The 24,207-nt window shown below is 35.6% G+C and carries 23 protein-coding genes; 2 read left to right on the top strand and 21 right to left on the bottom strand.

What is annotated here, in order from left to right; all coding sequences use genetic code 11:
• Positions 1 to 47 precede the first annotated feature (47 nt).
• The 14 genes from IEV85_RS21765 to IEV85_RS21700 all read right to left on the bottom strand — a co-directional run bounded on the left by IEV85_RS21765 (position 48) and on the right by IEV85_RS21700 (position 13,455).
• The gene (locus IEV85_RS21765; protein WP_188467386.1) at positions 48 to 1,730 is read right to left on the bottom strand and encodes a sodium:solute symporter family protein; all 1,683 of its coding nucleotides are present in this window, start codon (positions 1,728 to 1,730) and stop codon (positions 48 to 50) included.
• 205 nt (positions 1,731 to 1,935) lie between these two features.
• Entirely contained in the window at positions 1,936 to 2,607 is a 672-nt protein-coding gene (locus IEV85_RS21760; RefSeq protein ID WP_188467385.1) for a hypothetical protein, read from the bottom strand.
• A 116-nt stretch (positions 2,608 to 2,723) separates the two neighbouring features.
• Positions 2,724 to 3,404 carry a hypothetical protein gene (locus IEV85_RS21755; RefSeq protein WP_188467384.1) on the bottom strand — a complete coding sequence of 227 codons (681 nt, stop codon included), beginning with the start codon at positions 3,402 to 3,404 and terminating at the stop codon, positions 2,724 to 2,726.
• Positions 3,373 to 4,506 (bottom strand): tRNA 2-thiouridine(34) synthase MnmA, encoded by a 1,134-nt coding sequence (mnmA, locus tag IEV85_RS21750; protein WP_188467383.1) that lies wholly within the window; start codon positions 4,504 to 4,506, stop codon positions 3,373 to 3,375. The genes IEV85_RS21755 and mnmA overlap by 32 nt, the downstream gene beginning before the upstream one ends.
• A 195-nt stretch (positions 4,507 to 4,701) precedes the next feature.
• A complete protein-coding gene (locus IEV85_RS21745; RefSeq protein ID WP_188467382.1) occupies positions 4,702 to 5,280 on the bottom strand; it encodes a DUF4136 domain-containing protein in 579 nt (192 codons plus the stop codon).
• A gap of 248 nt (positions 5,281 to 5,528) precedes the next feature.
• On the bottom strand, positions 5,529 to 6,413 hold the full coding sequence (locus IEV85_RS21740; RefSeq protein WP_188467381.1) for a YihY/virulence factor BrkB family protein: 885 nt from the start codon (positions 6,411 to 6,413) through the stop codon (positions 5,529 to 5,531).
• Positions 6,414 to 6,526: 113 nt separating this feature from the next.
• Positions 6,527 to 6,937, bottom strand: coding sequence for a hypothetical protein (locus IEV85_RS21735; RefSeq protein WP_188467380.1), 411 nt, complete (start codon positions 6,935 to 6,937; stop codon positions 6,527 to 6,529).
• Positions 6,938 to 7,131: 194 nt separating this feature from the next.
• Complete coding sequence (gene rplT, locus IEV85_RS21730; protein ID WP_188467379.1) at positions 7,132 to 7,476, bottom strand: 50S ribosomal protein L20; 345 nt, start codon at positions 7,474 to 7,476, stop codon at positions 7,132 to 7,134.
• 109 nt (positions 7,477 to 7,585) lie between these two features.
• Positions 7,586 to 7,780 (bottom strand): 50S ribosomal protein L35, encoded by a 195-nt coding sequence (gene rpmI / locus IEV85_RS21725; RefSeq protein ID WP_188467378.1) that lies wholly within the window; start codon positions 7,778 to 7,780, stop codon positions 7,586 to 7,588.
• A 28-nt stretch (positions 7,781 to 7,808) separates the two neighbouring features.
• On the bottom strand, positions 7,809 to 8,360 hold the full coding sequence (gene infC, locus IEV85_RS21720; RefSeq protein WP_188467377.1) for a translation initiation factor IF-3: 552 nt from the start codon (positions 8,358 to 8,360) through the stop codon (positions 7,809 to 7,811).
• Between the two features lie 98 nt (positions 8,361 to 8,458).
• Positions 8,459 to 10,414 (bottom strand): threonine--tRNA ligase, encoded by a 1,956-nt coding sequence (thrS, locus tag IEV85_RS21715; protein ID WP_188467376.1) that lies wholly within the window; start codon positions 10,412 to 10,414, stop codon positions 8,459 to 8,461.
• Positions 10,415 to 10,603: 189 nt separating this feature from the next.
• The gene (locus IEV85_RS21710; protein WP_188467375.1) at positions 10,604 to 12,358 is read right to left on the bottom strand and encodes a hypothetical protein; all 1,755 of its coding nucleotides are present in this window, start codon (positions 12,356 to 12,358) and stop codon (positions 10,604 to 10,606) included.
• 105 nt (positions 12,359 to 12,463) lie between these two features.
• Positions 12,464 to 12,970 carry a phosphoribosyltransferase family protein gene (locus IEV85_RS21705; RefSeq protein ID WP_188467374.1) on the bottom strand — a complete coding sequence of 169 codons (507 nt, stop codon included), beginning with the start codon at positions 12,968 to 12,970 and terminating at the stop codon, positions 12,464 to 12,466.
• An 8-nt stretch (positions 12,971 to 12,978) separates the two neighbouring features.
• Positions 12,979 to 13,455: an Lrp/AsnC family transcriptional regulator gene (locus IEV85_RS21700; RefSeq protein WP_188467444.1), complete on the bottom strand. Its 477-nt coding sequence runs from the start codon at positions 13,453 to 13,455 to the stop codon at positions 12,979 to 12,981.
• Positions 13,456 to 13,705: 250 nt separating this feature from the next.
• Here IEV85_RS21700 and IEV85_RS21695 point away from each other — a divergent pair, with 250 nt between their 5' ends.
• Positions 13,706 to 14,830 carry an AMP-binding protein gene (locus IEV85_RS21695; RefSeq protein ID WP_188467373.1) on the top strand — a complete coding sequence of 375 codons (1,125 nt, stop codon included), beginning with the start codon at positions 13,706 to 13,708 and terminating at the stop codon, positions 14,828 to 14,830.
• A 51-nt stretch (positions 14,831 to 14,881) separates the two neighbouring features.
• Here the strand turns inward: IEV85_RS21695 and IEV85_RS21690 are convergent, their stop codons facing one another.
• From IEV85_RS21690 to IEV85_RS21660, 7 genes are all read right to left on the bottom strand, one after another.
• Entirely contained in the window at positions 14,882 to 15,604 is a 723-nt protein-coding gene (locus IEV85_RS21690) for an SDR family oxidoreductase (protein WP_188467372.1), read from the bottom strand.
• A 136-nt stretch (positions 15,605 to 15,740) separates the two neighbouring features.
• Positions 15,741 to 16,442, bottom strand: a complete 702-nt coding sequence (locus IEV85_RS21685; RefSeq protein WP_188467371.1) for a winged helix-turn-helix domain-containing protein — start codon at positions 16,440 to 16,442, stop codon at positions 15,741 to 15,743.
• A 143-nt stretch (positions 16,443 to 16,585) separates the two neighbouring features.
• A complete protein-coding gene (locus IEV85_RS21680) occupies positions 16,586 to 17,260 on the bottom strand; it encodes a DUF7255 family protein (protein WP_188467370.1) in 675 nt (224 codons plus the stop codon).
• Between the two features lie 214 nt (positions 17,261 to 17,474).
• Positions 17,475 to 18,413 (bottom strand): DUF6607 family protein, encoded by a 939-nt coding sequence (locus tag IEV85_RS21675; protein ID WP_188467369.1) that lies wholly within the window; start codon positions 18,411 to 18,413, stop codon positions 17,475 to 17,477.
• Positions 18,410 to 18,853, bottom strand: coding sequence for a DoxX family protein (locus tag IEV85_RS21670; RefSeq protein WP_188467368.1), 444 nt, complete (start codon positions 18,851 to 18,853; stop codon positions 18,410 to 18,412). The genes IEV85_RS21675 and IEV85_RS21670 overlap by 4 nt, the downstream gene beginning before the upstream one ends.
• Complete coding sequence (locus tag IEV85_RS21665; RefSeq protein WP_188467367.1) at positions 18,853 to 20,223, bottom strand: HmuY family protein; 1,371 nt, start codon at positions 20,221 to 20,223, stop codon at positions 18,853 to 18,855. Before IEV85_RS21665 ends, IEV85_RS21670 begins: the two co-directional genes overlap by 1 nt.
• A complete protein-coding gene (locus IEV85_RS21660; RefSeq protein ID WP_188467366.1) occupies positions 20,220 to 22,529 on the bottom strand; it encodes a TonB-dependent receptor plug domain-containing protein in 2,310 nt (769 codons plus the stop codon). Before IEV85_RS21660 ends, IEV85_RS21665 begins: the two co-directional genes overlap by 4 nt.
• 533 nt (positions 22,530 to 23,062) lie before the next feature.
• Here IEV85_RS21660 and IEV85_RS21655 point away from each other — a divergent pair.
• Positions 23,063 to 24,076 carry an LLM class flavin-dependent oxidoreductase gene (locus IEV85_RS21655; protein WP_188467365.1) on the top strand — a complete coding sequence of 338 codons (1,014 nt, stop codon included), beginning with the start codon at positions 23,063 to 23,065 and terminating at the stop codon, positions 24,074 to 24,076.
• The last annotated feature ends 131 nt before the right edge of the window (positions 24,077 to 24,207 follow it).

Below are 24,207 nucleotides of genomic sequence, written 5' to 3'. Positions count from 1 at the left end.
ATATTTAGAAAAATACAAACACGCTGTGAGATAAGCAAATACATGTACTAACTGTTTCTATTTTTAATTATTTCAATAAACCAGGAAATGATAATTACTGCACCGCAGCCTACAACATTGAACCATAAGTAAGCTAAATCAGTATAAAAATGGAAATACAACACGATTGCCTGAGCAATTAAGGCTCCAATAAAAACAGCATCTCCACCTATTCTTTTTATGAAAAAACCTACTAAGAAAATACCCAGTATAGTTCCGTAGAATATTGAACCTAAAATATTTACAGCTTGAATCAGATTATCAAGCAACCCGGCAAAAGTAGCAAATGATACTGCTACAAGTCCCCAAAAAAGAGTAAAGAGCTTAGAAGCCACTAAATAATGCTTCTCACTTCCATCCCTTTTAATATTTCTTTTATAAATATCAATAATAGTAGTGGAAGCCAATGCATTCAGCTCTGAAGCTGTAGAAGACATTGCTGCGGAAAAAATAACCGCTAGTAACAATCCTATGATTCCTGCAGGTAAATATTGCATCACAAAACTAATGAATACATAATCAGTATCATTCGTCTCCAAATTAGGATTGGTAGATTGTATAACTGATTTAGCTTCGTCTCTCAGTTTTTCTTCCTCCTGTTCTATATTTTTAATATCTTCTTTTAGTCTTTCAATTTCAGTATCATCTTCAGAAAGAGCAAGAGTCTCAACTTTATCTCTTTTTTCTTCAAAAATGTTAGCATAAGCTGTTTCTATAGATTGAAACTTCTCTTTATTCTCAGGGTTAGCATAAACTTGCGCTACAGCAGATTCATTAAAAAATAGAGGGGACTGATTAAACTGATAAAATACAAATACCATTACTCCAATAAATAGAATAATGAATTGCATAGGAATTTTCAATAACCCATTAAACATCAATCCAAGCCTGCTTTCGGTTAGTGTTTTACCCGAAAGATAACGTGCTACCTGCGATTGATCAGTGCCAAAATATGAAAGTGCCACAAAAAGACCACCCAACAAACCTGTCCATAAAGTATACCTGTTATCAGGATCGAGTTCCGTATTAATCAGATTCAGTTTGCCCATGTGGCCTGCCAGGTTAGTGGCTTCCACTATTCCGATAGAATCAGGCAGCATGCGAACTACGAAAATACCTGCAACTATCATCCCTCCCATCATAATAATCATTTGATGCTTTTGAGTTTGACTAACAGCTTTTGTTCCACCACTTACTGTATAGATAATCACCAATACGCCAATAATAAGATTTGTGTAAAAAAGAGGCCAGTCTAATATAGTAGAAAGTATAATTGCTGGTGCATAAATGGTAATTCCTGCTGCCAACCCTCTTTGAATCAAAAACAAAAACGCACCTAACACTCTGGTTTTCAAATTAAACCTTCCTTCCAGGTATTCATAAGCTGTGTAAATTTTAAGTTTATAGTAGATAGGCAGAATCCAAATGCTAATAATAACCATTGCTATTGGCAAGCCAAAGTAGAATTGAACAAAACCCATTCCATCCTGAAACGCCTGTCCGGGTGTGGAAAGAAAAGTAATAGCCGAGGCCTGTGTAGCCATAATCGACAGTCCTATAGTCCACCACTTCATATCATTCCCCCCTTTCAGGTAGGAATTAATGTCCTTGCTTCCACGAGATTTATACACTCCATAACTTACAATGAGTATTAGTGTACCAAATAGAACAACCCAATCAATACTACTCATTTATAATATTGGGTTATAAAGTAGAAAGTGATTATCAGGAAAATAAGTATCCCAATTACCAAAAAATAGAAATTTTTCCAGCTACCGAGAACAGGAGGTTTATTTTTATCAATTTCATTGTTACTTTCCATGTTGGAAAAATAACCTAATTTTCAGAAAGTAAAAAACAGAATATTGTGAGTGGTATAATCCTTTCAAAAAGCTGCTATAATTTTTCTACGGGTTTTCTCTTTTTAGACCAAAACTTACCTGACCGTATATTTCGGCTGTAATAGACAATTACAGGTGTGAAAATAGCAGTTGGAAGTAACCAGGCAATCCATATAGGTTCAGACTGTACATTTTGAACAAGTGCTGCTGTAATTGCGGCTATAAAAGTACCTCCCATTTTACCCACATGAGCCAGTAGAAAATCTTTTCTGGGATTTTTCTTAGTGAGTAACAGACGTAAATCCTGAATCAGATTTGAAATAAGAATCACAGAAAAAATGTTCAAAACCAAAAATGCACCATCTATCCTGAATCCGATTTTTGTAATAATATATGTTTGAACAGACGCAATTAATAAAAATGTAATAATCCAGATGCTCCATTCTTTCCATCCAATGACTGTTTTAGTGCTTTTATAAAGCTTAAGACACCGCAAACCCATTGTATTGGTATAAAACACCAAAGTTCCTATCATGAACAGAAAGAGGTTTGACTTAAGCACAGAAAGGATAAATGCAGTGACTACCACGTACCACATAGCATAATAGAAAACTTTACCTGAAGGCCTATGAATATTCAATCGCTTAGGAAATATCATGGCTATTATACCAGTAACCAAGGTAATAAAGCCAGCTGATGCATGAGTAATTAAGAGTATCTTTTCCATATTTTCGAGTAATTAAGATACTAAATTATAGATATGCTAAATCAGCTAATACTTTTTCTTACTGAACGCTCAAACAGATGGGATGAAACAGCACTACAAATGACTGAACTGAAAAATTAAAACTTTCTGCTCAGCTTTACAGTTTGACCAAAATCAATTTGCTTTAAGCCGAGGCATTCTGTTTCATTGCAGAACTCTAATTGTGATGATATTTTATAGATGAGGCCTACATCTTCGGCATATACTTCTATGCGTTGATCATAAGCGATTACTGAGTCCCCATTATCCTCTTGAATTACCTGAACAGTTCTATCAAATACAGAATCTTCAAGTGTATAAGGCTGAAAGACTTTAAATAAAGTATAAGTATCGGCTTCTTGCTCTGCAGGTGCAGCATTCCATTGTAAAGATTCCCTTACAGGGAAACTCAACTTAACTTCCTGCTCATTACCTAGTTTCTCTACTGCAATATGCGGAGTTCTGAATTTCTCAATAGTGCTTAAGATTTCTCTTGATCCGTCTCTACTGACTTTATATCTGTAGCCTTGTAATCTTATCTGGTTATCAGAAGCTAGTGAGTCCACCCATACATCCTCCAACTGATAATAAAAGGTATCAACGGTGCCATCATTTCTGTAATTAATTTCTTCTACCTCAAAAATATTACTTTGAGATAAAGAAAGAGGAAAAAACTGAAAGCCCAATCTGTTAGAATTGGGCTCTACAGTAGCGCTTTCACAAGCAGATAATACTGCTAATAAAATACTAAATAGAAAGAGATAATTTCTTTTCTTCATCTTTTTGTCTGAAAGCAGAGTGAATCCAGCCCCCTCCTACAACATCATCTCCCTCATAAAAAACAGCAGCCTGTCCCGGAGCAATAGCAGAAACGCCCGTACCAAAGTAAACCTTCATTGTGTCTCCTACCTGCTCAATAACTGCAGGAGAACCATCATCATTATACCTTACTTTAGTAACTGTATCGAGGCGATCAGATAATGAAGGATATTTACTCATTACCAGTTGCTTAACATACATGCCATTTCGTTCTAATTCGTCAAAGGTACCCAACACTACCCTATTCTTATCTTTCTGGATTTCAGTAACATAAACAGGATATCCAAGAGCTATTCCCAATCCTTTTCGCTGGCCAACTGTATAAAACGGATAACCTTCATGTGTTCCTACAACCGTTCCATCCTCCAGAACAAACTCTCCACCAGCCACTTTCTCTGTTAAGCCATCAACTCTTCTTTTCAGAAAGCCCCTGTAATCATTATCTGGCACAAAGCATATTTCGTAAGACTCGGATTTATTCACCAACTCATAAAAACCTTTGTCTTCAGCCATCTTACGAATCTCCGGTTTTGTCAAATCTCCGAGAGGCAAAATAGTACGACTTAAACTTTCCTGAGATACACCCCATAAGGCATAAGATTGATCTTTGTTTAAATCCTTCCCACGTGAAATTACATACCTGCCGTTTTCCTGCCTTACTTTAGCATAATGCCCTGTGGCAATGTAATCACAGCCCAATTTATCTGCTCTCCTCAATAAAGAATCCCATTTGATATGTGTATTGCATAACACGCAAGGATTAGGTGTTCTTCCTGCTAAATATTCATCAGTAAAATGATTGATGACATAATCGCCAAATTCTTCCCGGATATCGAGAATATAATGAGGGAATCCTAGATTAACCGCAAGGTTACGGGCATCATTGATGGAATCCAGGCTGCAACATCCTGTTTCTTTCTTGGAACTGCCTGAGGAAGCATAATCCCAGGTCTTCATGGTCATTCCAATAACTTCATAGCCTTGTTCATGTAACAAAACTGCTGCCAATGAGCTGTCAATACCACCACTCATGGCTACTAATACTCTTCCTTTTTTTGTCATTACTCACGTTTTCACAGGATTCACAGTCCTGCTTGGGTGAAACATTTATTTGTGAAATTCTATTAACATAGTAAGATAATAGAAAGTGCAAAGTTAAGGAAGAAATATCAAATGTTTAACTAATATTCATTTAATACCAAATAAAAAGGGCTTGCATAAAACAAACCCTTTTTACCCTAAACTAAATTAACTTAATTAATAAGCATTTTCAAGCGCCATGTAATCCATAATATTGGATACAGTTTTTATCACCTGGTTATCATTCATAGGACTTGTGCTGGCAAAAGCTCCATCACTAAAACCAGACCATACAGTTTGTCCACTTTCTTTATCAATAACGGAAATTAGTAAAGTTCCCTTTTTAACATCAAATTCCTCTGCTCTGTCAATGCTTGTCATTTCATTTTCTGTAAAATCACCTCTTAACTTACCATCTTTACTGAAAATAAAATATGACACTAACATTTCACCACCGGATTTTTTATGTTTATAATCATCTGTGATCAATTCATGCTTTATAGCGTGTTCAACTTGCTTTTTCACTTCAGGAGAAGGAAAATTAGGATCCGTATAAGCAGTAATACTAGCTACGTAATCATCACTAATAATAAGTGCTTCTTTAGTTTTTGATTCAGGTTTCTTTGTTGGGTCAAGTATACTAAAAGAATCAAAATCTTTATCAATAACCCCATCTCTCAGTTCTGTGTAGATGGTCTGTGCGTTAACATTTGCAACAAATAGAAATGCAAAAAATAATCCTAGTAAATTTTTCATAATACTAAATTTTTGTTTAAAAGTCTATGTATTAGTATACTACGGATACTAGATAGGGTTTAGCTAAAAGCACCTAAATTTAAAAATTGACGTGGTAAAAAAGGATTGAAGGCCATTATGGCATTTTTTAACCTAACACTAATATAATTATTTCCAGACGACTTTATTTGAGCTATGAAGGATTGTTCAAAGCTAAATCAGAAATAAGAAATAAGAAATAGTAAGAAATTCTGTAATGAGAAAAGAACTCACTTTTCCATTTTCTTTTTTTCCTTATCCGGCACTTCAATAGGCTGTCCTATAAAGTCAGCAAAATTTTTGATGAACATAGCAACAAAATAAAAAATGAAGGAGACATAAAAAACAAAAAGCATCACCAGAATTATGCTACTGGAGGCACCAAAAACTCCTTTTATATTACTTTTAACTAATATCAGTCCTATTAATAACTGGCCAATTTTAAACAAAATTGAAGAAATTGCTCCACCGACAATAGCAGGACGCCAGGGTAGCTTTGCATTGGGTAAAATCTTGAAAAGCAGAGTAAACCATGCTGTAAAAGTTACAAGTGAGAAGGCTACACTAATTAAATCCAGCATAGTTGATTTTAAATCAGGAATAAGCTGGTTAATATAATCACCTACAAAGGCAACTATTACATCTGACAAAATAGAAACAAGAATAATTATTCCTCCTATAAGTACCAGAGCAAAAGAAATTAACCTGCCTTTGAGGTGTAACCGAAATCTTTGTAGAGTAAGTGAAGGCACCTCCCAAAGTTCATTAATATTTAATTGAACCAAAAAAAATAAATTAGTCGCTATAAATATTAAAAAGACGAAAACACCTATGGAAGTCCATGTACTCTCTGCCCATCCTTGAAAATTATTAAAAATGCTCTTAATTTCCTCAGTGCCAGTATTCCCCAATATTCCGCTTAATCTGGAAAAAATTTCTTCACTTAAATATTCAGGCTTAATAAAGAGACCTAAAATTGTAACAAGAATTACTATAATAGGTGGAATTGCAAATAAACTGAAAAATGCTGTGGAGGAAGCTAATTGCAGAGGGTTTTTATCCTTTAGATCTTTTAATGTTTTGGGCACTAATTTTAGCAATCCTTTAATTTCCATCTTATCAATAGCTATTTCAGTTTCTAAAAATGTATTATAATAAAAAAACCGAAAGCATAGGCATTCGGTTTTTTTGAAAATTCTTTCATCACATAATGAAAGACATATGATGTTTAGTTTACGGCTTCATCAATATCATTCGCCATTCTGTTCAGTTCACGCTTAACATCATTGTAAGCATCACTAATATCTTCTTTAACTTCATTCCAGTTATCTTCAGAAGATTTCTCAACTTTGTCAAGGTTATCTTCCAGGTTTTGCTTAGCCTGTTCAAGCTTAGCTTCTATTTCGGAATCATCCCCTACCTTCTCCATTCTGTTTTCAATATCATCAATATCTTCATTGATTCGTCTTTTCCACTCCTCTCTTTCAGCTTTATAATTATTGGCTAAAGTATTATCATTTTCAATGATTTCAGGATCAGAATCCAAATCAGATCGATCATTCTCTTGAGTATTGTTATTACATGCCAATACACTTACGAATAAAAAAGTAGTCGCAAAGGTTTTAAATAATAGTTTCATAGTTTAAAAAATTTAGTTCGTGATGTTTTTACATACTGAATAAAATACGAAGTCGTTTGGACAAAGTTTTATTTGTAGCATTATTTTTAGGAATGGGTACTGGTAATAAACTCTGCTGGAGGGGGTTATTGCAGACATAAAAAAAGCCTTTCGGTGAGGAAAGGCTTAGTCTTATATTTTAATAAAGTTGTTGATTACTTCACTTGCTCTACAACACTTTTGAAAGCTTCAGGATGATTCATTGCTAAATCAGCCAATACTTTTCTATTTAATTGAATACCCTTTTTGTGCACACCACCCATAAATTGAGAGTAAGACATTCCGTGAAGTCTCGCACCGGCATTAATTCTTTGAATCCACAACTTTCTGAATTCTCTTTTCTTTGCTTTTCTGTCTCTGTATGCATATAACCATCCTTTTTCAATGGCATTTTTAGCAACAGTCCAAACATTTTTCTTTCTACCCCAGAAGCCTTTGGCAAATTTGAGGATTTTCTTTCTTCTAGCCCTTGAGGCTACATGATTTACTGATCTAGGCATTTCTTTTTAATTTTTTGGAAATTGGCGATTAACTTTCAGGTTAATACTTGACAAACCAATGATCCCGGTTTAACATTGAACCTTCGTTCTTTTTGTATTCTTGCGAAAATTAGAGGTTAAGCATATCTTTTACTCTTCCCATATCAGTCTTGTGAACAAGTCCCATATCGGTTAAGCGTCTTTTCTGCTTAGTTTCCTTTTTGGTTAAAATGTGACTTTTATAAGCATGCTTTCTTTTAATTTTGCCGCTTCCAGTCAATTTAAACCTTTTTTTCGCGCCTGATTTAGTTTTTACTTTAGGCATTTTTATATAGATTTATTTAATTGTTTACTTATTTAGATGCTGCTTTAGGAGCAATGAAAAGCGTCATTCTTTTACCCTCCAACTTAGGTAACTGTTCCACTTTTCCGAATTCTTCCAATTCAGATGCGTATCGTAATAATAAAAGCTCTCCGCGATCTTTAAACACAATTGTTCTACCTACAAAGTGAACATACACTTTAAGCTTAGAACCCTCGGATAAAAACTTTTTACCGTGGTTTAATTTGAAATTAAAATCATGATCATCCGTATTAGGACCAAACCTGATTTCTTTTATAACCGTTTTTTGAGCCTTAGCTTTAATTTCCTTCTGCTTTTTCTTCTGCTCGTACTTAAATTTCGAATAATCGATAATTTTACAAACAGGCGGATCAGCCTTTGGTGAAATCTCAACTAAATCCAGACTTTGTTCTTCAGCCATTTTTAAAGCTTCCTCAAGCGAATATACATCCACTTTAACATTGTCTCCAACTACACGAACCTCTCTGGCCCGGATTCTACTGTTTACCTTGTAAGGTTCTTCTTCCCTTCCTCTGGGTCGGTAGCTGCCTTTTTTACGCATTTTACTAATTGTTACCTCCTTCGTTTTATTTTAATAAATGGCAAATATCGTTATAAATTTTGGATTACAAAATTCTAACAATCTAATACCTTAAATTTTTACTTATTACTGATACTATCTGTAACTTTTTGATTAAAAAAACTAGTGAATTCTTCCAAACTCATTTCGCCAACATCACCTTCTCCATGTTTTCTTATAGAAACTCTCTCTTCCTCCGCTTCCTTCTCTCCTACTATAAGCATGTAAGGAATTTTCTTCACTTCCGCATCTCTGATTTTACGTCCAATTTTTTCATCTCTGTGATCGATAAACCCTGTGATATCATTAGATTCCAAAGTTGAATACACCTTATTAGCATATTCCGCATATTTCTCGGAAATAGGTAATATGGCAATTTGCTCCGGTGATAACCACAATGGGAAATTACCGCCACAATGCTCAATTAATACCGCCACAAACCTCTCCAGAGAACCAAATGGAGCTCTGTGAATCATTACAGGCCTATGTTTTGCATTATCAGCACCTATATAATCTAACTCAAAACGCTCAGGAAGGTTGTAATCTACCTGAATTGTGCCCAACTGCCAGCTTCTTCCTAATGCATCTTTTACCATGAAGTCCAGCTTCGGACCATAAAATGCTGCTTCTCCCAGCTCAACAATAGTTTTTAGACCTTTTTCTTCAGTTGCCTCTATGATGGCTTTTTCTGCCTTTTCCCAGACCTCATCACTACCAATATACTTCGCTTTATTTTCAGGATCTCTTAAAGAAATTTGAGTGGTAAAGTTTTCAAAACCTAATGAGTTAAAAACAAACAATACCAAATCAATTACTTTAATAAACTCATCCTTCACCTGGTCAGGCCTGCAAAATATATGTGCATCATCCTGTGTAAAGCTTCTCACACGGGTTAACCCATGTAATTCCCCACTTTGTTCGTATCGATATACAGTGCCAAATTCAGCTAAACGAAGTGGTAAATCCTTATAACTTCTTGGCTTTGTTTTATAAATTTCACAGTGATGAGGGCAATTCATCGGTTTTAGTAAATATTCCTCGCCACCTTCCTCACCTGGTGCCGCTATAGGCTGAAAAGAATCCTTCCCATACTTTTCATAATGGCCAGAGGTTACATAAAGCTGCTTTGCACCAATATGAGGAGTAATTACCGGCTTATAACCTGCTTTTACCTGAGCTTTCTTCAAAAAAGTTTCTAGCCTGTCACGCAGCATAGTTCCTTTGGGAAGCCAAAGTGGCAAGCCCATGCCCACTTTCTCCGAGAAAGCGAACAACTCCATTTCTTTGCCTAATTTTCTGTGATCTCTCTTCTTGGCTTCTTCTAAAAGTTCAAGATATTCCTTCAGCTCCTTCTGTTTCGGGAAAGTAATTCCATAAATACGGGTAAGCTGCTTCCTCTTCTCATCTCCTCTCCAGTAAGCACCTGCAATATTTAGAAGCTTTACAGCCTTTATAAATCCAGTATTAGGAATATGCGGTCCACGGCATAAATCAGTGAAGTTTCCTTGCTGGTAAAAAGTAATACTTCCATCTTCCAGCCCATCTATCAATTCCAGCTTGTACTCATCGCCTTTTTTATTATAGTAATCTAAGGCATCTTTTTTAGACACTTCAGATCTAAGAAACTCATTTTTCTGGCGTGCCAAATCAAGCATCTTTTGCTCAATTTTTTCTAATTCAGTACCTTCCAGAACTTTATCACCGAAATCAACATCATAATAAAAGCCATTTTCGATGGGCGGACCAATTCCAAATTTAATTCCCGGATATAATTCTTCCAGGGCTTCTGCCAAAAGGTGCGCAGAGGAATGCCAAAAAGTATTTTGCCCTTCAGGATCGTTCCAGGTAAGCAATTGTACATGAGCATCCGTATTAATAGGTCTTGTGGCATCCCACACTTGTCCGTTTACTTTGGCTGACAAAACGTTTCTGGCCAGCCCTTCACTGATACTCATTGCTATATCATAACCTGATACACCTTTATCAAATTCCTTTACAGTGCCATCCGGCAAAGTAATTTTTATTTTATTACTCATAAATATTTATTCAAATAGGACAGCTTAATTAAATAAATTAAGCCCAAAGTGTTCTCTGGTATAACCAGACCACAAATATGCGAATTTTGAAGGAATTAGAACACAATACATAAGGATTTTAGCATTATTATTTACCCAGTCCATTATAAAAATGTGAGGTATATGAAAAGACCTTAAAACTATTTTACATTATCCTCCAATTTCCTTTCCTGAAGAGTTTAAGGTTTTTAATACTGCTCCATCTTCATCATAAATGAAGAAAATCCCTGCTTCAACTTTGGCAGAGTGAGCCAAAGTTGAAGCAGTAAATTTGTAGCTCCATTGTTTCTCAATAGAAGGAGAAAGTAAAACTAAGGTTTGCGGTACAATTTCTGTTTTCTCTCCTTTTACTATAAGGAGATAATTATCCTCCACTTTAATGATACGATGAAAATTCGCAGAAGAATCCAATTTAAAGAGCTGCTTAACCTGCATGTTAAAGCCTGCAATAGCTACAAAAGGAGCATCCGATAATGTGCCTGCTATTATTAATGCGTCTTCTTTTTCAGAAATGCTCTGCACACTATTTTCTGACTGACGGAGTTCAGCAATATCTTTATTGAGGTAAATGGTATCATTCATGTAAATAAAAGATTGGCTTGCGGCTTCCAATTGCGAAGATTGCAGAGTTACATCATCCAGATTTTTCTTAATAATTGCCTGTTCTGTTTCAAAATAACCTTCAAATGAAGGTTTTAGCTCACTGAAATAAAAACTATAGTCTTTTACTACTTTGTCATTTGTGGCTTTCCGGATAGAACTTATCATTTCAAGCATCTCTTCTAGCTTCAACTTATAGCGGGAAAGTATATTTGTTCTCTGGTATACATTTGCAGAATCCTTTAAAACAGGATACAATTGCTCGTTGGATAAGAGGGAGGCTTCAGCTTTCATCTGTTTAAACTCAAGTATTTTTAGAGGCAGTAGATTAGCGCCTGCCTGCTCTAACTTCTTCTTTAGTAAAGAAGGAATGGTATCTGTTTTAATTTCTGATGAATCACTGATGTTCTGATGAATTAAGATAATATTGTTTAAATACTGATCGGTCTTTATCAGCAAATCTTTCAGGGGCATAATTTCATCTTGAACAAGGTTTAATTTTTTATCAAGCAGTCCATCTACAGCCAAAAGTGAGATGGCAGGACTTTCTAAATCAATTTTCTGCACACTCAGCTCATTCCAGTTGACAACAGGTTTTTCTTGTAACTCAGGATTATATAAACTATTATTGAGTGATTTAACCAGGGATATATAATCCTCAATAGATTTTTTCAGTGCTACATATTCCGAATTAATAAGTTTAATATGTTGATAATCTTCTTTAGTGGATCGAAAGTAGAATGACTGTTCATCCTGAAACTTATATTTTAATTCACTTATATTTTTATTAAGGGAGGTGGCGATTGAGTCAGTCTCTTTCTTTTGCAGATGAATTTTTGCTACAGCTGCTTTTCTTTTTGTAATAAAATTTATTTTTTCTTCATAATCCAGGTGAATATCCGAGATTTTTATACCAAATTTTCCTGTCCTTAAATCTCTTCTATTGTACGCCATATAATATTCATCATTCTTGCGCACTTCTTTATCATTCACCAATGAAATGGCATTTTTATATGCTGAAATGGCAACATCAGCTATAGAGTCATAGGTGCCTGATGTTGGAAAAATCACCGTGCTATCCAACTTTCCTGATAATATTTCCCCCAGGTAAAAGTATGGATTTGCTTCATCTTTAGTGTCTTTTAAATAGGCTATTAATAATGGCTCAGCAGTTATATAGTCTTTACTCTGAAGTATAGGAAATAAGTTTTTGTACTTTACTTTCTGGGAGAAACCTGAGAAGCCCGATATACAAATAATGAGAGCAAGGGTAAAAGAAAATAGATAGTGTATATTCTTTCGCATAGTATAAATAAAGGTTTACACACGAAATAATACAAAAAAAATCAATTATTATAATGTTAAAGGATAAATTATCCAATAATAACAGAAGGCATAATACCTTAAAAGTCAGACTAAGAAGACGGAAAAATTATTCTGAGCCCATGAAACATTAATATGTTCCTGCAGGGTTGTAGAGAGTTCTATACCAGTGTATTTTGCGGAAATAGGGAATAACCTATGTGATCTGTTCACTAAAAAAGCTGTTTCAATCTTCTTTAAAGGCAATGCTAAAAACGGCTTTAATGCATATATCATAGTTTTGCCGGAGTTTAGTACATCATCTACTAAAACAACAACTGAAGTTTCAGGAGACTCTATTTCTGCATTTAAAGTTACGGGAGATGACAAGGGCTTTTCCTTATCGATAGCTACTTCAACCAAAATGGTATCCATTGAACTAATATGATTCAATTCTAACTGCAATAATTCTGCAAGCTTATAGCCACCTCCCTTAATGCCTGCCAAATAAATTTTTTGCTCACGAAAATTATCTTCCAGAATTTGGTAAGCCATTCTTTTTATCTTACTCTCAATCTGCTGATGCGCTAAAATTCGGTTATTCTTATCTGGCATGGAAATAATTAGTTTGTTGGAATTGGCATCACTTTGCTATCCTTAAATGTAGATAAAATTACCATTGATTGCATACTATCTACCACTTCAATTTCACTTACTCTTTCTAACATTAATTTCTGATATGAAGGAATATCCTGAGTAATCACTTTAAGAATAAAATCGCTTGAACCAGTAACATGATGACACTCAATAATTTCATTCACCAAATCAATTGCTTCAATAAATTTATCTATATTAGACTTATTATGTGCTTTAAGAGAAACCATTACATAAGTACTTACACCAAGGTTGATTTTTTCAGTGTCTAATTTTGCATGGTAGCTTTTGATTATTCCTGTGTTTTCTAACTTTTTAACACGTTCCAGTGTCGGGGCTGGGGAGAGGCCAATATCTTTAGAAAGTTGAGAATTTGTAATTCTGCCATCTGCTTGCAGAATATCTAAGATTTTTCTGTCGATTTTGTCTAACTTGAAGGGTTGCATGTATTTATTACTATTTATTTTCCGCAAAAATAAAGCATTTTATCAACAAAAACTTCATTTTAGATATCAAAAACGTAAAGTTTACTCTTCTTTTAACTGAAAATGACCAAAAGAGACGTAATTTTTAGAAAAAATCTTAATTCTTTTAAATTATTACCATGTAATTATCTTTCCTATTGGTTTTTTTGAGAATTTTGCTTGAATAGAAACACATCAATATTAAATAAAACCGGAAGTATAAAATAGATACGTGACGCATATAGATTTACAGCACTGGATTAAATTTGAAGAACGAAAGTTAGCCGTTTCAGCAATTCAAGACTTAGCTAAACTGCCCCTCATTAATAATACTGAAGAGCTAGTCTTCGAATTAGCCAATAAGTGGTTGAATGGCGAAGAGGAGTTTTCTCAGCACAGTTCAGGCTCTACCGGAAAGCCTAAAGAAATCAAGATTAAAAGGGCACAAATGGAAGCGAGTGCAAAGGCAACCTTACAAACTTTAGCTTTAAATGCCGGAGACACTGCATTGCTAAGCATTAGTCCGAAATACATTGGTGGCAAAATGATGGTTGTGAGGGCTTTATTAGGTTCCCTTAATTTAATTATTGGTGAGGTATCCGGTAATCCTTTAAAAGACATTTCTAATGAAGAAAAAATCGATTTTTTCTCTTTTGTACCCTATCAAATAGATCAGATAATTAACCATTTCCCTGAAGGTATAAACCTGCTAAACCAGTCAAAAGCAATTATTTTAGGGGGAGCTCCTGTGTCGGATGCACTCGCTCATCAAATAAAAGAACACATCAATGCTCCTGTTTACAGTACCTATGGTATGACTGAAACAGTATCGCACATTGCCCTAAAACATATTAATGCAAATGCAGAAGCACATTTTAAAGTGCTACAAAATGTAATGATTTCTACTGATGAAAGAGATTGTCTGGTTATTGAAGCAGAAGCAATTACCGGTATTCCTCAACTGGTTACAAATGATATTGTAAAACTTTACAACAAAGAAGAATTTGAGTGGCTTGGGCGTTATGACTTTGTAATCAATTCAGGAGGAATAAAGATTCATCCTGAGCAGGTAGAAAAAACACTTAGTGAGGTTTTTAAACAAATTAATAGTAATAATGCTTTTTTTGTGTTCGGACAACCCGATAGTAAATTTGGAAGCCGTCTCTGCTTAGCTATTGAGGGAAAAGTCGAGGAAGAAAGCATCCGGCCAAAGTTTAAAGAAAACTTAGCTCCTTATCACCAGCCCAAAGAAATTTATTTTATACCCGAATTTTCCTATACAGGAAGCGGCAAAATTAACAGGAATGAAACTTTAATGAATGCGGGGATTGATTTTACAAAACAAAAGCCTGCTTAATGTGCAGGCTTTCAAATATGTTTATTTATTCTAATAGTACATTATTTGCCATTATTTTTGAGGGGGTTGGCTAGGCCTAACTTCAATTTTGCTTGGTAAAGTACGTGGGTTCATTTCTAATAAATCTACTACAATCTGTCCCATATCTTCCTTCTGAATTTTCCAGTAATCATCTTTATTGGGTTCATGATTATTGAAGTATGTAGCTACAGAACCCGGCATAATTGTACTTACATTTACTCCTGATTGACGCAAATCCAACATCACTGATTGCGTAAAGCCGGTAAGTCCGAATTTAGAAGCATTATAGGCAGACCCTCCAGGAAAAAAGTTGGTTCCTGCAAGGCTGGATATTGTAATAAAGTAGCCTTTTTGTTTTTTCAGTTCTTCAACTGTAGACTTTATGGTGTAAAACACTCCTGTTAAATTAGTATCAATCACTTCACTCCATTGCTCCAGTGTAATATCTTCTACTGAACCAAAGTGTCCTAAACCAGCATTTGCAATAACAATATCTATTTTACTCCATTTTTGCACGATTGCATCAACACAAGCATTATGGTCCTTATAATTTCTTACATCAGCTTGCAAGCCAAGTACATTACTATTTCCAGAAGTTTTTTTAAGTTGTTCTGCAGCTTCCAATGCTGTTTCCTGCGTACGACTTGTTATAGCTACTTTTGCTCCCTGCGCCAGTAAAGCTTCTGCAATTCCATAACCGATGCCTTTACTTCCGCCTGTTATAAGCGCAACTTTATCTTTTATACTTTCCATTAATTTGAATGATTTTAAAATGATTACAAGCTACTCCGGCAACTTCTATTAGCCAGAAGCCTGATTTTATATGATTACTTCAGGTAAAAACTGAATTTGGGGCATAGGGTTGCATGAATTATTACTCTTCAGCGCATTATTCCTCACTTTTTAGAAATATATAGCCTACACCTTTGATTGTTTTAATATAACCTTCTCCTAACAACTGTCTTATTTTTAGGATATGAACATCAATTGAGCGTGCCGTTACTTTAGAATTAACCGGCCAGATGGCATTGATAAGTGCTTCTCTTGAAAAAATGTGATCGTGGTTCAGTGCCAGAAACAATAAAATATCAAATGTTTTAGCTTGTATCGGAATTACTTCCTGATTGGGTATTTTATGAATTGATTTATTAGTGATATTGAAAAATAAATCTCTGATTTGATACTGCTTTTTGGGTGATTTCTGAGGTGCTTTTTCTTCTTTGAAATACCTTGTAATACGCTTTCTAAAAGCATTCTTTCTTAATGGCTTTATCAAGAAGTCATCAATGCCTGACTCAAAGCTTAATATCTCGTATTTTTCATCGGCATTGTTAGTCAGAATAACCATTTTTAAATGGTTAGCAAGTCGTACTTCTTTTTTAAAAGATTCAAATAGATACAGCCCATCGTAATTGTGCTTCCCTATTTCTGAAATTACCAGAACAGGATTAACTTTTTTTATTAATTGTATAGCGTGGTTAGTATCCAATGCCAGTGCAACCTCGAAACCATCATCCTCCAGTGTACTTACCAAATTTCTTAATGTTTCTTTATCATCATCGGCAATCACTGCCATTTTTCTTGTAAGCATTACTTCATTCACTATTATTTGACTTATCTAATAAAGTGCGTTTTGAGTAATTCAGGAAATAGAAACTGTCAACTTAAACAGAATATAATCTGGACTTAAAATAAACTTAATATAGGATATGAAATATAGGTTAATTGGTAACTTTAAGATAAATCATGCTTTAATTGACGGGCAATAAAATTTATTAAGGGTCTTTTATATTGTACATTTTTTAGCTTTAATGGTTGGCCAATCTGAATAATCTTCCCTTCAAACATCAGGTTATCATAAGGTGTAATTCTTCTCAGAAAAATACCCTTTTCATAAAAAAAGCAATCAGCCATGAGTTGAGAAAGTGCCAAGAACTTCCAACCACTGGAACCCTTACCGGTAAAGTCGCCTGGCTGTTCAGAAACTCCGAATACCTTCTCTCCACTTGAGTACGACCAAATATCGTCTTTTAAGCCCGATTTTAATGCTTCACCCTCTTTAGTTCTGCAGTAATTCCTTACTTTCTGAACATCCAAAGGTTGAAATTTATTATATAAGGCTGACCTCAAGGTGATCATTCTGTAGCGATTGAACAAATAATCCGGCTCATACACAAGATGCTTATCTTGCTCAAAGAGGTAAATTGTATTAAAAGAAATTTTGAGAGAATGAAAGTCAGCCTGAATTCCTTCCATTTCTTCGATGGCTTCCCGAATGAGTTCCCTGGAATGCTGAGTCAATTTGTCCACATCTATTAAATAGGTATGGATTTCATTGCGTATTTCAGCGTCTTCCAAATACTGCATTATTGCATTCCATTCTGTGGGGGTAGGTAAACTATTAACCAACGTTCGTTTAATTTAAATAAAATAAAAAACCTCTTGACAAAGTTAAGAGGCTTATCAGAGATTTAAAATGAAAGAGTAAGCTAAGTTTTAAGTATTACATATTAAAAATACTTGTACATTTTAAAGCTATAATTCCTATGACAACACTAATTGTGCCTCATAGGGACCGGAATAAGCGTTCATCCCCGGTCCCAGGTGAGGACTTTATAAAATATTATTTTAATCCCAGTCTTTGATCAGTATTCAAGTATCTCTGGATAGTTTCTCTAATCTTATTTTTGGCTACGGTTGAATCATATGATCTGCCATTTATTAGATCGTCTTGTAGGGAAAATAGTTGCATAAATAACACTTTATCGTCCACTTTTCCCTTTATGGAGATCGTTTCTTTACTGGCGAAAAGCTCGTCCCAAACTGATCTTACATCAGCCCAATAGCCGGCATATTTATCCCACCACTCTTTTGCAACATTACACTTAGCATCCTCAGTTTTAGTATAGGTGTTCCAGCCTTTTTCCCAGGCTAAAAGTTTGTCCTCGTCACCTTCGCGAAGAATTTTTTTATTATCCTGCTCATGCAACCATCCGTAAGAAGTTATTTCCTGACGATTGGTTCTTGCCATTACATTATAATCCTTTCTTTTAGAAAATTCCCGTCTTGGTAATGGAGCATCAGAAGAAGCTTCCCAATAATTTTTACCATCAACATGTACCCACGAGCCTGATGCCTCGTAGCGTGGACCATCATCTACCTGGTAAACCTTTTGAGTCCATTGGCCTTCAACCTCAGATTTAGGGAGTTTTACATAGTTCCAGGTGTTATCTTTATGAAAGGCATAAAGATTTCTGTTTTCATAAAGCCAATCCTGACGCCAGTGTTTGATAATCATAGTGTCACCTACTATCAGTAAATGTTGTAAAACAATTTTATCATCGTCCTGCTCTATTGGAAATACATATTCCAAAGCACCTGATCTGTAGTTATCATGAAACTGATAGTCCTTGTCTGGCGAAAATGTTTCAGCAAAGTTGAATTCTACTTCATAACATCCGCACATATCCTTGATAGATTGAATGTCCTGATCTTTTTTCTTCTTTTGAGCCATAGCAGAAGTTGCTACTATACAGGCTAAAAGCATAAATAAATTTTTCATTGAATTAGTGTTTTAGGTGTAAAAAAAACAGTTTTTAATTTCTTGTAATCAGATAATATAATCAACAGGTTACCCAGGAGATAAAGACCACTCATAAATAAGCCCGCAGTATCATCCGGCTTTAAATACAAGTGAAATAAGAAAATATTCAAGGTAACCGGAAGAAGTAAAAATGCACCTGCCAATGCAAAAAACTGGCTCAATAGTAGCAGGCCTGCTACTATTTCTACTATACCTAGCATAGGCCAGAAGTATTCAGGTGCCTTCAAACCTCCAATAAATGCTTTCATTTGCATTACGTGCGCTGGTGGCTCTGCACTTTGTTCAGTTGCAGCTTTGCGAGCCGGATTAGGAATAAATTTCCTAACACCGGCATACACAAAGAGCGCACCTAAACATAAGTTTACCACGATGAAAAAGATGCTGATACTTTTTTTCATTAATCTAGAAGTTTGAATTTTAGCGATGTATAACCTCTTTCACCGCTCTCGCTGGTCATTTTAGTAAAATCGACTTTAAAATAGTTATCCTGAGAGTCTTTAATTACAAAGAAACGATCATCAAAGACTGCCGCACCACCAAAGGTTGACCTCCAATCGGAACCTATCACATTGATATTGGAATTATATTCTAATTCTTCTGCATCGGAAAGATCAAGATCTTCGAAGCTTAAATTTTCTGTCATCACCATTGCTACTTCAGTATTGTTTCTGTTGATTATGATATAATCATTGAAACCATAAGGTGTGGCAGAACCACCCATTGAGTATCTGACTGCATAGCTACTGTACATAAAATCCCATGAATCCTTAGTCGGAGCTACATTAACTTCCCCATTATCTAAATCGAAGTAATTGAAATTGAAGGCTTCATCTTTGCTTACTTCAACAGTCTCAAATGAATCAGAGGAGATATCCGCATATTCAATAGTATAACCTGAAGAGCTGGCAAATACTCTTACTTTTTTCCAGCTCCGGCCTTCACCATCGCGTTTCACAATAAATACTTTTGCCTGATCTGAAGAAGTAGCAATTTCTCCGAATGCTGTAGCTGATAAATCTCCTGTATGATCATCAATCCAGAAAGCTCCTTCGGAAGTACCTGTAAATCCAACAGTCATCACATTGGCAAAACCTACTGTATCTTCTGCAGTAACATTGTTTAAGTCCGTTTTATCCAACGGTCTTGCCATTATATTAGCAGTGTTGTTAACTGTTACATAATTTTCAGCACCTGTATAGAACCCTAAATCCCATGAGTATTTACCTACCCTTGTTTGTTTATTTTTACTGATGTCAAAAAATGCTACAACAGGAAACTCTGCACCTCCCGCATCCAGCGTAGCTGTTCCGGAACTAGCAACAAAGTTTTCTGAAAATTCTGCCGTTATTTGCTTATTTGCTCCTATCTGGAACAGGTCGCCTGATTCCTGCAATTCAAAACTTATTGATACATTTTCAGCTATATTTAAAGAAGTTCCTTTATGAATAGTAAAGCTGACATGACTTACTCCACTTTCAAAAGAAAGCTGAAGACTGCCATTTTCTGCTGCAGGAGATGTGTAAAAATCATTATCCTCTCCATAGGTTAATGAGCCTGCATTAATAGTGATATTTACCACTCCTGCCACTGTTGTGGTGCGCGAAAACACTATATCAACAGTTTTCTCTGATTCTTCACTGGAAAAACCTATTTCGGTGTTTGAAAAATTAGCGGAAAATGGCTGTAATTTTTCATCCTCATCATCACAAGCAAGCAATAGCATGCTTATCAGTGAGCAAATTAGTAAATAGTTAAATTTAATATTCATTTGTTTATTGATTTTATGGATTTTGAAAATTGATATTGCATTCTTATAAAAAAAGATCTTCCGTAAGCCACTGAAGTTTGGGCAGTCTGACTTCCGCCATGTACTCCCCCACTTCTGAGATTATTATTGACAGTTTCGATATTCAGAATATTTTTTATACCTGCACTCATGCTTAGGTTGGAGGAAAAAGACTGCGTGATGGTTAGATCAAGCCAGTGAAAGGGATCAATTTTTTGTAACTCAGGCACGCTCTCTCCCTCCTCATTGGTAACTAAGCGATAATCCTTATTAGCTCCTGTAAACTTGTAATATACAGCTGGGGTAAGGCCTATTTTTTCAAATTCATATTGCAATGAAAAGTTGACCTCAGGCGAATAGATAAATTCAGGAACTGTAGCAGGTTCATCTTCATTGAGTTTTTGATACCTTCCAATATAGGAAGCTCCAATTTGTGCATTCAAGCTGGCAGAGGTGTATTGCAGTGCGGAATTAATGCCCTGGGTCTTAAAAGTGCTTATATTTCGATAGGTAGTTGCCAAATCAGCCCTTTCCGGTGTAAAAAAGCCTATTTTATCCTTAATGTTATTATGAAATCCCCCAATACTTAATTTTAGATAATTAAAAGGATGATAATCGATATTGGCTGTAAAGCTGTGAGAAGTTTCAGGAGTAAGTGCTTCATTTCCGATGATGTTATGATTGGAATCAATGAATTCATGATACATTTCTCTCACTGAAGGTGCTCTAAATCCTCTTCCATATCCCATACGAAGCTGAAGTTCCGAACTTACATCATACTTAATATTTACTGCCGGAGTAGGCAATGTTTTGAAGCTACTATTATAAGTGTAGCGGATTCCGGGCCTCACCTTCAGTCGATCATGAATTTTAATTTCTGAAGAAGCAAAAAGAGCTACATCGTACATTTCCTTTGTACCATCAGATAAGGTTGTACCTCCGCCTTGTTCGTACTTTGCCTCCAAACCTAGCTGAGCATTGGCCATGATCCTGCCTGTTGCAAATAATTGTCCTTGAAAGGTATTTCTACTAAACCAGGAATTATAAAAAATAGTATCCTGATCAGCTGCCTGACTAGGCGTTTCCGTATTGGTTATCAGATTAGTATTATATTGAGCACTTAATCTTTCATATTCAGTATATGAATTGGCAGAATGTAATTTCCATTTGCCTAAGTTAAACTCTCCCTGTAACTGATGCATCCATCTTTTGGCTAAGAACTTTTGATCTAAAGCGAAAGGATCTTTAAGAGGATTACTGGTATTCGGAGTGCCTAGATTGAAGATTTCCTCTTGCAGATGATTTAATTGATACCTTAGATGCCAGTTAGACTGAGTAAAAGTAATACCGGCATTATTCAGCCATTGATTTTTAGGATACCATTCTTTATCACGTCCTTCTCCTACCCCTGTCCATCCTCCAAACCTGATCCAGCGGGATTGTACATCTGCACTGAGCTTTGGAAGCAGCTGACCACCTACACTTACGGAATAATTATGGATACCTTCATCCCATAAGCTGTATTCTTTTCCAACTGTTTCTTCCTGTACAGAAGCCTTAAGGTAAAGAGATTGATCCCCTCCCTTTTTGGTAATTATATTAATTACTCCTGCTAAAGCATCAGCACCATAATTTACAGCCATTGGCCCCTCAACAATTTCTACCCTGTCAATCATTTGTACATCAATCTGATTCACATCAATTTCATTGGCCGTTCCTGACCTGCCCACAACAGGCACTCCATCGATTAAGATTTTCACATATTGACCACTTAAGCCCTGCATTGAAATACTTCCGTTTCCAATGGCATTATCTCTTGAAAACCTGATATTTAATTGCTGGGAAAGCACTTCCTCCAGGCTATTAGCTCCCATTGAGGCAATAACTTTAGCATCTACCGTACGCACCTGGTATACTGCATTTTTTGCAGAAGTGGCTTCATACAATCCTGTTACAACCACTTCCTTGAGGTAATTTTTTTTAGGCGCTAGTTTATAGACAACTGTTGAAGTGGCTGTTCTAATGGTATCCCGCAAAGTATGGTACCCAAGATTTGAGATTTCAATGATAAAGGAAGGATTAATACCAGTGTTAACAACTCCCTGCTGGTTAGTCCAGAGCATTTCACCCTTGTTAGCAGGTTGATTGAAAGCAGTTACCTGTACAATAGCATCATGAATCGGCTTACCTGCATTGTCTTCCACAAGAATAGATATCTGTCCGACAGCCAATCGACTTATTAAGAGTGCCACACTTACTACACATACTATTCTTGCTACTTTCTTCATTATTTTTATTTAGATTTAATATAAATAATGCTGCAAAGGTGTAGTTTCCCCAATTATTTATCAATAGCTACTAGTAGTGAAAATTACGTTAACTAGTAGTAGTGAATGGGGCTGAGTTAATTTTAAACTATTCAGGATTCATAAAAGACGAAACCAAGCATAAAACTTAAAATAATAATTAAAGGCTTGAGACAAAAGGCCTGATCTATACAGCAATCAAAGTAACTTTAGATCAGAACTACTTGAAGCAGTATTAGAATGAAAATCGGTAAACTAAAATACTTTAACTTTTTGGATGCAGGATCGTAAAACGGTTATCAATAAGTATTCAATATTTTAAAAAACTTATAAACTGAGTTTGATTAAAAATCCGGCTTCCTATTGAAAGTTTAAGCCTGCACTTTAAAGATTTAAATTTATTAGAACCAGTCTTTTTGCCTGGATTGATGTATCGGAAGAGATGATGTTCTACTAAGTTTTAAATACAAAGACCAATCAAACTTAGATTTATAATACAAATTTATGACAAACTGATGAATTCAAATATACCTTATTCCATTTTGGAATTAGCCACTGTCGCAAAAGGAGAAACACCTAAAGAATCATTTCGAAAAGCTTTAAACCTGGCCCAAAAAGCAGAAGAAGCCGGTTACCATCGCTTTTGGCTGGCAGAGCATCATAACATGAAAAGTATTGCCAGTTCTGCAACCTCTGTGCTTATAGGCCATATTGCGGGTGGCACGCAAAAAATAAGAGTAGGATCCGGTGGTGTAATGCTACCTAACCATTCCCCTTTAATTGTAGCTGAACAGTTTGGTACATTAGGCAACCTCTACCCCAACCGAATTGATTTAGGCCTTGGGAGAGCGCCAGGCACAGACCAAACAACCGCACATGCCATCCGCTCGGACAGGATGCAGTCTGTGTACCGATTTCCTGATGAGGTAAATCAAATACAGCAATATTTTGCAAAAAATAATGAAGGCGCCAGAGTAAGAGCTACGGTGGCTGAGGGCGTTGATGTTCCTCTTTACATTTTAGGTTCCAGCACAGATAGCGCGCATGTAGCTGCAAAAAATGGTTTACCTTATGCTTTTGCCAGTCATTTTGCACCTGCGCAACTCATGGAGGCTCTAAACATCTACTACAATGAATTTCAGCCTTCCGAACAATTGCAGGAACCCTACACTATAGCCTGTGTTAATGTAATAGCTGCAGATACCAATGAAGAAGCTGAGAAGGTTTCGACTTCATTAATCAAAATGATGCTGGGAGTGATGACAAATAATATTGATTATATGCAGCCGCCCACTGAAATGACTGCTGATCTGAAAGAATTAGCTATGAATCCGGCTTTTCAGAGGATGCTAAAATATGCATTTATAGGTGATAAGGAGCATGTAAAAAATAAGACAGAAGAATTTCTGAAAGCTACTCAGGTAAATGAATTAATGGTTGTTTCGCATATTTATGATCATAGCGACCGAATAAAATCTTACCTGATGTTTGCTGACATTATGAAAGAACTGGAGAGTGTGAACGTTTAGTGATCTACCTACCCCCCCTTTACCTTCAATAAGGGAGAGAATCTCTGAAATTCATTAAATACAATTTATGACGAGATACCGGATAAATTAAGACTTTTAAAAATCAAGCCTTAATTTTCCGGTATGACGTT

It is taken from the genome of Marivirga lumbricoides, assembly GCF_014636295.1.
Classification (GTDB): domain Bacteria; phylum Bacteroidota; class Bacteroidia; order Cytophagales; family Cyclobacteriaceae; genus Marivirga; species Marivirga lumbricoides.
This window is presented reverse-complemented; position numbering and strand designations above follow the sequence as displayed.

Bases quoted from the DNA above. Each gene is read 5' to 3' on its own strand.
- IEV85_RS21765 (WP_188467386.1), bottom strand. From the start codon at position 1,730: ATGAGTAGTATTGATTGGGTTGTTCTATTTGGTACACTAATACTCATT.
- IEV85_RS21760 (WP_188467385.1), bottom strand. From the start codon at position 2,607: ATGGAAAAGATACTCTTAATTACTCATGCATCAGCTGGCTTTATTACC.
- IEV85_RS21755 (WP_188467384.1), bottom strand. From the start codon at position 3,404: ATGAAGAAAAGAAATTATCTCTTTCTATTTAGTATTTTATTAGCAGTA.
- mnmA (WP_188467383.1), bottom strand. From the start codon at position 4,506: ATGACAAAAAAAGGAAGAGTATTAGTAGCCATGAGTGGTGGTATTGAC.
- IEV85_RS21745 (WP_188467382.1), bottom strand. From the start codon at position 5,280: ATGAAAAATTTACTAGGATTATTTTTTGCATTTCTATTTGTTGCAAAT.
- IEV85_RS21740 (WP_188467381.1), bottom strand. From the start codon at position 6,413: ATGGAAATTAAAGGATTGCTAAAATTAGTGCCCAAAACATTAAAAGAT.
- IEV85_RS21735 (WP_188467380.1), bottom strand. From the start codon at position 6,937: ATGAAACTATTATTTAAAACCTTTGCGACTACTTTTTTATTCGTAAGT.
- rplT (WP_188467379.1), bottom strand. From the start codon at position 7,476: ATGCCTAGATCAGTAAATCATGTAGCCTCAAGGGCTAGAAGAAAGAAA.
- rpmI (WP_188467378.1), bottom strand. From the start codon at position 7,780: ATGCCTAAAGTAAAAACTAAATCAGGCGCGAAAAAAAGGTTTAAATTG.
- infC (WP_188467377.1), bottom strand. From the start codon at position 8,360: ATGCGTAAAAAAGGCAGCTACCGACCCAGAGGAAGGGAAGAAGAACCT.
- thrS (WP_188467376.1), bottom strand. From the start codon at position 10,414: ATGAGTAATAAAATAAAAATTACTTTGCCGGATGGCACTGTAAAGGAA.
- IEV85_RS21710 (WP_188467375.1), bottom strand. From the start codon at position 12,358: ATGCGAAAGAATATACACTATCTATTTTCTTTTACCCTTGCTCTCATT.
- IEV85_RS21705 (WP_188467374.1), bottom strand. From the start codon at position 12,970: ATGCCAGATAAGAATAACCGAATTTTAGCGCATCAGCAGATTGAGAGT.
- IEV85_RS21700 (WP_188467444.1), bottom strand. From the start codon at position 13,455: ATGCAACCCTTCAAGTTAGACAAAATCGACAGAAAAATCTTAGATATT.
- IEV85_RS21690 (WP_188467372.1), bottom strand. From the start codon at position 15,604: ATGGAAAGTATAAAAGATAAAGTTGCGCTTATAACAGGCGGAAGTAAA.
- IEV85_RS21685 (WP_188467371.1), bottom strand. From the start codon at position 16,442: ATGCTTACAAGAAAAATGGCAGTGATTGCCGATGATGATAAAGAAACA.
- IEV85_RS21675 (WP_188467369.1), bottom strand. From the start codon at position 18,413: ATGAAAAATTTATTTATGCTTTTAGCCTGTATAGTAGCAACTTCTGCT.
- IEV85_RS21670 (WP_188467368.1), bottom strand. From the start codon at position 18,853: ATGAAAAAAAGTATCAGCATCTTTTTCATCGTGGTAAACTTATGTTTA.
- IEV85_RS21665 (WP_188467367.1), bottom strand. From the start codon at position 20,223: ATGAATATTAAATTTAACTATTTACTAATTTGCTCACTGATAAGCATG.
- IEV85_RS21660 (WP_188467366.1), bottom strand. From the start codon at position 22,529: ATGAAGAAAGTAGCAAGAATAGTATGTGTAGTAAGTGTGGCACTCTTA.
- IEV85_RS21655 (WP_188467365.1), top strand. From the start codon at position 23,063: ATGAATTCAAATATACCTTATTCCATTTTGGAATTAGCCACTGTCGCA.